Annotated in this window: 5 protein-coding genes; 3 read left to right on the plus strand and 2 right to left on the minus strand. The window is 74.9% G+C overall.

What is annotated here, in order from left to right:
- On the minus strand, positions 1–1,336 hold a 1,336-nt coding region (locus tag ACFV04_RS13520; protein WP_380528975.1), incomplete at its 3' end, for a pyridoxal-phosphate dependent enzyme.
- Positions 1,337–1,703: 367 nt separating this feature from the next.
- On the opposite strand from ACFV04_RS13520, the gene ACFV04_RS13525 reads away from it, so the two are divergent.
- Positions 1,704–2,177 (plus strand): hypothetical protein, encoded by a 474-nt coding sequence (locus ACFV04_RS13525; protein ID WP_380528976.1) that lies wholly within the window; start codon positions 1,704–1,706, stop codon positions 2,175–2,177.
- 7 nt (positions 2,178–2,184) lie between these two features.
- On the opposite strand, the gene ACFV04_RS13530 is transcribed toward ACFV04_RS13525, so the two are convergent.
- Positions 2,185–2,760: a hypothetical protein gene (locus tag ACFV04_RS13530; RefSeq protein ID WP_380528978.1), complete on the minus strand. Its 576-nt coding sequence runs from the start codon at positions 2,758–2,760 to the stop codon at positions 2,185–2,187.
- Positions 2,761–2,965: 205 nt separating this feature from the next.
- Between ACFV04_RS13530 and ACFV04_RS13535 the strand changes: the two genes are divergently transcribed.
- Positions 2,966–4,108, plus strand: coding sequence for a serine hydrolase domain-containing protein (locus tag ACFV04_RS13535; RefSeq protein WP_380528979.1), 1,143 nt, complete (start codon positions 2,966–2,968; stop codon positions 4,106–4,108).
- On the plus strand, positions 4,096–4,662 hold the full coding sequence (locus ACFV04_RS13540; protein WP_380528981.1) for a hypothetical protein: 567 nt from the start codon (positions 4,096–4,098) through the stop codon (positions 4,660–4,662). Before ACFV04_RS13535 ends, ACFV04_RS13540 begins: the two co-directional genes overlap by 13 nt.
- Positions 4,663–4,766 lie beyond the last annotated feature (104 nt).

The raw sequence follows: 4,766 nt of genomic DNA on the forward strand, positions 1-4,766 counted from the left end.
CGGCCGGGTGGCCGCCCCCGGCCGCCCGGCCCGCCAGCGCCGCCCGCGCCTCGGCCACCGACTGCCCGACGCCCACCGTCGGCAGCGCCGGCCCCACCAGCGCGCCCAGTGGATCGTCCGGCTTGGCGGCGCCCTCCGCGAGCGCCGCCGTCAGCGCCTCCCGCGACACCGAGCCCATCAGCTCCGTCGCACTCACCCCGAACGGGCGCGCCGCCCGCGCCAGCGCCACCGGCGCCACACCGCCCGGCGCGGCCCGCAGCGCCTCCACCGCCTCGCCGACGGTCGCGTCCGCGGGGACCGCCACCAGCGGATCCGCCGCCTCCAGCGCGGCCCGGACCACCGTCTCCCCCGGCTCCTCCAGGAAGCCCCACTCCCGCATCCAGGTGTCGCTGTGCACCTTGGACAGGTACGAGCGCCCCGAGTCCGGCAGCAGCACGACCACCAGGTCGTCCGGACCCAGCCGCCGCGCCACCCGCAGCGCCGCCGCCACCGCGGTGCCCGAGGACGGGCCGGCCAGGATGCCCTCCTCCCGGGCGAGCCGGCGTGCCGTCAGCAGCGACTCCCGGTCCGGGATCCGCTCGAAGGAGTCGACCACCTCCGAGCGGTAGGCCTGCGGCCAGCGGTCCTCGATCGTCCCGGGGTGCAGGAAGTGCCCGATGCTCTCCACGAACCACGGGCTGCCGTCCCCGCCCCCGTACGAGGAGGACTCCGGATCCGCGCCGACCACGGTCACCGCACCGCCGGACGCCTGCTTCAGGTACCCGCCGGTGCCGGTGACGGTGCCGCCGGTACCGACGCCGGCGACGAAGTGGGTCACCCGGCCACCGGTCTGCTCCCAGATCTCGGGGCCGGTGGTCCGGACATGGGCGTCAGGATTGGCCAGGTTGTCGTACTGGTTGGCGAGCCAGGCGCCGGGGATCTCCTCGGCGAGCCGCCGGGCCACGTTGAACAGGTGCGCCGGATCCTCCTGCGGCACGGCGGTCGTGGCGAGCACCACCTCGGCGCCGTACGCCCGCAGGATGTCCGACTTCTCGGGCGCCGACCGGTCCGACACCCCCGCGATCACCCGGTACCCGCGCTGCCGCCCGACGATGGCCAGACCGATGCCGGTGTTGCCGGAGGTCGCCTCGACGATCGTCCCGCCCGGCTCCAGCAGACCGTCCCGCTCGGCGGCCAGGATCATCGAGAGCGCGGCGCGGTCCTTGACACTGCCGCCGATGTTCAGGAACTCGGCCTTGGCGTAGACCGGCGCGGCGATACCGGCGCCGAGCCGGGCGAGGCGGAACAGCGGCGTCCCGCCGATCGCGTCGAGGACGGATTCGTGCACTGCGGTCATCCTGGGCTCCTTCATCCGGGCCGTCCCGGCCTTCCCTGTCATTCGCGCCGTCCGTGCCGCCCCGGCCACCCGACCGTTCGGCTGCCCGGGTCGTACGGGCCGCCCCGGGCATCCGGTGCGGCGTGTACGGACGTACCGACCGAGCCTTCCCACACCCGCGCCCCGCTAGGCCCGGTCCGGCCGAGCCGTCCCGACGTGCGCCTCACCCACCCGACGGGCGTCTCCCCCACCCGACGGGCGCCGACCCCACCCGGGGCCGTTTCCCCCGCCCGGGGGAGACGGCCCCTCCTCGTGCGGGACGGCAACCCGGGCCGCCCCCGGCAGGCTTGGGGCACCGAAGGCCCCACGGAGCACCCGAGGACCGGACATGACCCGACGCCGACTGCACGCCGTCACCCTGGCGGGCGCGCTCGCCCTGCCGTACATCGCGCTGAAGTCGTACTGGGCGGCGGGCGGCCGCGCCGGACTGGCCGACGGCTACCGGATGGTGGACGACTTCCGGCGCAACGGCGCACCCGCCGCGCTGATCCGGTTGGAGCAGCACGGCGTCGACTTCACCGCCGTCCTGGCGCTGGCGGGCGTCGCGCTCGCACTCGTCCTGGCCCGGCGCCCACCGGCCCGCACCCTGCCCCGCCGCCTGCTGCTCGTCCCCGCCTGGGCGGGCACCCTGCTGGTCCCCTACGGGCTGCTCACCGCCCTGCTGGGTGCGAACGGCGGCCACGCCGCGGGCGGCGACCCGATCACCGGCTGGGTCGTCCCGGCCGGGGCCGCCGCCTTCGTCGGCATCGGAACGGCCCTGGGGGTCGCGGCGTGGTCGCACCGTCCGCCAATCAGGACCTGACGGCTCGTCACCATCCGTTCGGGTGCCGCGACAACCAGCCGGCGTGCCGCGCCTTCAGCCGATCGCGCTCCGCCGTCGTGGTCAGGAACACGTCCGCGCCGCCGTCGTACGGGTGGTGGATGCGCCGCAGGTCGGTGTCCGTGATGATGACGCCGGCCACCTCCTCGTCGGCGACCTGGCGCAGCAGACCGTCCAGGCAGCCGCGCCGCCACGGGAGCTGCTCGACGTAGGCGTGACCGTAGGTGCGGAACGCCGGGTCGGGGTCGTCGGTCTGCAGCCAGGTCCGCCAGTGGGTCGTTCCCGGGCGCGCGGCGGGGGCGGGCGGATCGGAGGTCCACGCCGGAATGATGACGTACAGCTCCGCGCCGCCGAACAGCTCGTCCAGCACCGTGTTGTGGCGCTCCAGCACGATCGCGTACTCGCGTTCGTCGCCGGGGTAGCGCTTGGAGTCGGGCAGGCCGTGGAAGCGCACCCAGACGTCCCGCCCCCGCTCGTCCAGCTCGTGCCCGACCGGCAGGCTCCCCGGCCACCGTCGCTCCCAGCGCCCGGTCAACGCCTCCAGGTCCACCGCGACCCCCGCCACCCGTCCTCCTCCTCCGATCACCGGGATCCGCAGGACGGACGCCGACCCTCCGCCGGACCGACGGCGCGTCACCTCCCGGATCGCCGCCGAGTCTGTCACACCCGCCCCTTCAGCCCCGACCTGGTGAAATTCCCTCGTCCCGGCTGTCCGGCTCCCGTAGCGTGGTCCGGTCGTTGATCTTGAGGGCAGAACGGGGCTCCACACCATGCAGCAGTACCAGGGCTGGGCCGACGAACGGTTCGGCGCCGTCGCGGACGCCTTCGCGCGCAACTTCGCCGACTTCCCCGAGCTGGGCGCCGCCGTCACGGTCTTCGCCGGCGGCCGCAAGGTGGTCGAGCTGTGGCGCGGCACGGCCGACGAACGCACCGGCCGGGCCTGGACGCAGGACACCGTGGTGCCGGTGTTCTCGTGCGCCAAGGGCCCGGTGAGCATCTCCGCGCACCTGCTCGCCCAGCAGGGCCGGCTCGACCTGGACGCCCCGGTCGCCCGCTACTGGCCCGAGTTCGCGCGGCACGGCAAGCAGGACGTCACCACCCGGCTGATCCTCGGCCACCGCGCCGGCATCCCGGCGCTGGACGCGGTGCTCACGTTCGAGGAGATCGCCGCCTGGGAGCCGGTGATCCGGGCGATCGAGGCGCAGGAGCCGCTCTGGGAGCCGGGCACGGCCTACGAGTACCACGGCCACGTGTTCGGCTTCGCGGTCGGCGAGGTGATCCGCCGGATCACCGGCCTGACCCCGGGCGCGTTCCTGCGCAAGGAACTCGCCGAGCCGCTCGGACTGCCGGTCCGGATCGGTCTGCCGGAGAGCGAACTCCCCCGCCTGGCGCGGCTGGTGGAGGCGGAGGGCCGCCGCCCGATGCCCGGCCCCGAGCACCTGCTGACCCGGATCGTGACGATGAACGGCGCACTGGTCTTCCCCGGCCTGGACGCTCCGCACGGCTGGAACGACCCGGCCCTGCACGCGATCGAGCTGCCCGGTGCGGGCGCCGTCGCCTCCGCCACCGGGCTGGCCGGCCTGTACGCGGCGGCGGTCACCGGCCTGGACGGCGGGGAGCGGCTGCTCTCCGCCGAGACGGTCACCGGGATGGTGCGCGAAGTCTCCTCCGGCGCGGGCTTCCTGGGCTTCGACATGGGCGCCCGCTGGGGCTCCGGTGTCCTGCTCGACTCCCCCGCCTTCCGCGGGCTGCTCGGCGCTCGGAGCTTCGGCAACGACGGCGCCGGCGGCCAGTTCGCGTTCGGTGACGACGAGTTCGGCGTCGGCTTCGGCTACGTCGCCAACCGGATGATCGGCCACGGCGACGCCCGGGCGACCCGGCTGATCGACGCGGTGCGCGGATGCCTGGGGTGACGGACTTCCTCGCTCTCCTCACCGGCTTGGCCGGCACCGGCAGCCTCGGCGAGCTGCGCTACGGCGCCTCGCTGCCCGAACTCGCCGCCCACTACGGCGATCCCTGGGACGGCGGCCGGATCCACCGCGACGACCGCTGGCCGCACGGCTTCAACTGGGGCGACGTACTGACGGTGTTCTGCCGCTGCCGGCAGCTGCACTCGCTGTCCCTGCCGGCCTGGTACGGCGAGCTCGAACTCCCGCGACCGGGCGGCGGATCAGTGACGCTCGGCAGCCGCGTCACCGAGACCGAGCTGATGGCCGCGCTGACCGCCTCCGGCCACACCTGGCAGACGGTGACGTACGAGAACCTCCCGGACCAGAAGAACCTGATGTTCTCGCCGGCCGAGGAGGTCCGGGTGGAGCTGGTCCTGACCAACCGGGAGACCTACGACGAGCCGCCGTCGGAGGAGTTCATGCTGTACAAGGCGATGCTGTGGGGCTACGAGCACGTCGAGTGCCCCGAGCCGGACCGCACCCTGCCCGACGACGGCTGGGGCGCGGGCGACCGCTGAGCGGCGGCCGCCCGCGGAGCGGACGCGGGGGCGGGGCCGGGCGAGGCCGCGGACGGGAGGTCCCCCGCCCCCACACCCAACCGACCCGGCAGGAGCGCGGCGGA

Origin of the sequence: Kitasatospora sp. NPDC059599 (genome assembly GCF_042735125.1) — a bacterium.
In the GTDB taxonomy this organism is placed as follows: Bacteria; Actinomycetota; Actinomycetes; order Streptomycetales; family Streptomycetaceae; genus Kitasatospora.

Excerpts from the sequence above, each read along its gene's own strand:
- ACFV04_RS13525 (WP_380528976.1), top strand. The coding sequence starts at position 1,704 with ATGACCCGACGCCGACTGCACGCCGTCACCCTGGCGGGCGCGCTCGCC.
- ACFV04_RS13535 (WP_380528979.1), top strand. The coding sequence starts at position 2,966 with ATGCAGCAGTACCAGGGCTGGGCCGACGAACGGTTCGGCGCCGTCGCG.
- ACFV04_RS13540 (WP_380528981.1), top strand. The coding sequence starts at position 4,096 with ATGCCTGGGGTGACGGACTTCCTCGCTCTCCTCACCGGCTTGGCCGGC.